Source organism: Protofrankia sp. Cas4 (assembly GCF_963555915.1).
Classification (GTDB): Bacteria; Actinomycetota; Actinomycetes; order Frankiales; family Frankiaceae; genus Protofrankia.
The window spans coordinates 5,963-8,354 of the sequence record NZ_CAUVXL010000221.1; the positions used below are offsets into that span (position 1 = coordinate 5,963).

Consider the following 2,392-nt stretch of genomic DNA (forward strand, 5'->3'; position numbering starts at 1 on the left):
CTGATCCGTGTACCCGGGGAATGAAGTCGACCTCCGCCGACAGCTCACGGATCTCGGTGACCCCACGCCCGTCGATACGGACGCCCTCGGCGATGATGCGCTGGCGTACCAGCTTCTTGGTCAACGCCCGATAGGCCGCGGCAATCTCCTTTTCGCGGCCCTCGAACTGGCCCACGACCTTCTCGGCGGCCAGTGAACGGACCCGGTCCAGCTCGGTTTCCCGCTCCTGCTTGCCGGCGATCCGCAGGGCTGCGGACAGTTCGTCGCCGACGGCGATCGACAGCGCCTCAAGGACGTCGTCGTGGTAGTCGACGAACAACGGGAACTGCCGGGTCGGCTTGGCCGCACGTTCGGCCAGCTCGCGCTGGGCACGACACAACTCGCGGATGGCGGGTTTCGCCGCCTCCAGCCCCGCGGCCACGACGTCCTCGGTCGGCGCCTGCGCACCCGCGGCCAGCAGCGGCACCGTACCCGGCGTCGCCTCCGCCTCAACCATCATGATCGCAACATCGGAGCCGTCGTCGAGCACGCGGCCGGCCACCACCATGTCGAAGGTCGCCCGCTCCAGCTCGGCATGGGTCGGGAAGGCGATCCAGGCCCCGTCCACAAAGCCGACCCGGGTGGCACCGACGGGACCGGAGAACGGCAGCCCGGCGAGCGTGGTCGACGCGCTGGCCGCATTGATCGCGACGACGTCGTACAGGGTGTCCGGATCGAGGGCGAGAACCGTTGCCACGACCTGGATCTCGTTACGCAACCCCTTGACGAACGACGGCCGCAGCGGCCGGTCGATCAGACGACAGGTGAGGATCGCGTCCTCACTCGGCCGACCCTCGCGCCGGAAGAACGAGCCGGGGATGCGCCCGGCCGCGTACATCCGCTCCTCGACATCCACCGTCAGCGGAAAGAAGTCGAGCTGCTCCTTGGGCTGCTTGCTGACGGTCGTGGCAGACAGCACCATGGTGTCGCCGAGATAGGCAACTGCCGAACCGGCAGCCTGCCGAGCCAACCGACCCGTCTCAAACCGGATCGTCCGGATTCCGGCCGCTCCGTTGTCGATAACCGCTTCAGTCGCGGTTGTCTGGTCCTCCACTCGAACCATTCCTCCTCACATCGGCCGGGTCCGTCTTGCCGAGGAGGCCGGCGCTCAGTCGAAGCCCCCGGGGAGCGCCACACGGCGCACCCGGACACCACCACCGAGGACCGGCGGCTCGCGCCGTCACGGACCCGGTCAGACAATTCCTACCGCCGCAGCCCGAGTCTTTCGATCAGTGACCGGTAGCGGCTTATGTCGGTCTTGGCGAGATAATTCAGCAGCCGTCGCCGACGGCCGACCAGGAGCAGCAGCCCACGGCGGCTGTGGTGGTCGTGCTTGTGCATCTTCAGGTGCTCGGTCAGGTCGCTGATCCGCCGGGTGAGCATCGCCACCTGCACTTCGGGCGATCCGGTATCACGCTCGACCGTGGCGTACTCGGACAAGATCTTCTGCTTGACGTCGCTCGCGAGCGGCACGCGAAACCTCTTCCTGTCTGCGGGTGGGATGCGCGCCCGGGGTCTGCCTCACCCAGGCTGACGGACACACCACACTCGTCTGGTGTCGAAGCTTACCAACCCCGCGGGTACCTAAGGCTCGTCCGTCGCCGGAGTGATGATCTTACGGGTGGCCAGGACGTCTGCGGCCATCTGGGCAACCAGGTCAGCCACGGAGTCGAAGCGCAGGGTGGGCCGCAGCCGCTCGGTGAACTCGAACGCGAGGTGAGCGTCATAGAGATCGTCGTCGAAGTCGAGGAGATACGCCTCAACCCGCCGCTGCGTCCCGTCAAAGGTCGGGTTGGTACCGATGGAGATCGCCGCCGGATACCGCTTACCCGACCACACCGCATGCCCGGCGTACACACCGTCGGCGGGCACTGCCGCGTACGCGGTGGTCGCAAGGTTGGCGGTCGGATATCCGATAGCGCGGCCACGTGCGTCGCCGTGCACCACGATTCCCTCCACCCGGTGGTCACGGCCGAGCGCACGCGCAGCGGTAACCACATCGCCGTCGGCAATACACGCTCGAATATGGGTGGAAGACAACACGTGGTCGTCTGCACGCAGCAGCCGGACGCCCTCCACGGCAAAACCGTCGGTCACCCCGCTGCAACGCAGGGTCTCCAGGTTCCCGGCCGCCCGGTGACCATAGGTGAAGTTCTCCCCGACCACCACGGCGCTCGGCCGCAGCCGATGCAGAAGCATGTCGTGGACGAACCCGTCCGCTGGTACCCGGCTGAACTCGGGAGTGAAGGGCTGGACGCACAGCGCGTCGACACCGAGCCGTTCCAGTAGTTCCGCCTTGAAAGCCGGCGTCGTCAGCAGCGCCGGATGGCTGCCCGGTCGGATGACCTCGGCC

2 protein-coding genes and 1 pseudogene are annotated in these 2,392 nt (G+C 67.2%); all 3 read right to left on the reverse strand.

The features are described from left to right. Positions 1–1,093: pseudogene (locus U9979_RS19990) on the reverse strand (polyribonucleotide nucleotidyltransferase); the annotation flags it as partial. A gap of 149 nt (positions 1,094–1,242) precedes the next feature. Beyond that, positions 1,243–1,512, reverse strand: coding sequence for a 30S ribosomal protein S15 (rpsO, locus tag U9979_RS19995; RefSeq protein WP_322752094.1), 270 nt, complete (start codon positions 1,510–1,512; stop codon positions 1,243–1,245). A 111-nt stretch (positions 1,513–1,623) separates the two neighbouring features. Then, the coding region (locus tag U9979_RS20000; protein ID WP_322780595.1) for a bifunctional riboflavin kinase/FAD synthetase at positions 1,624–2,392 on the reverse strand (769 nt) is incomplete at its 5' end.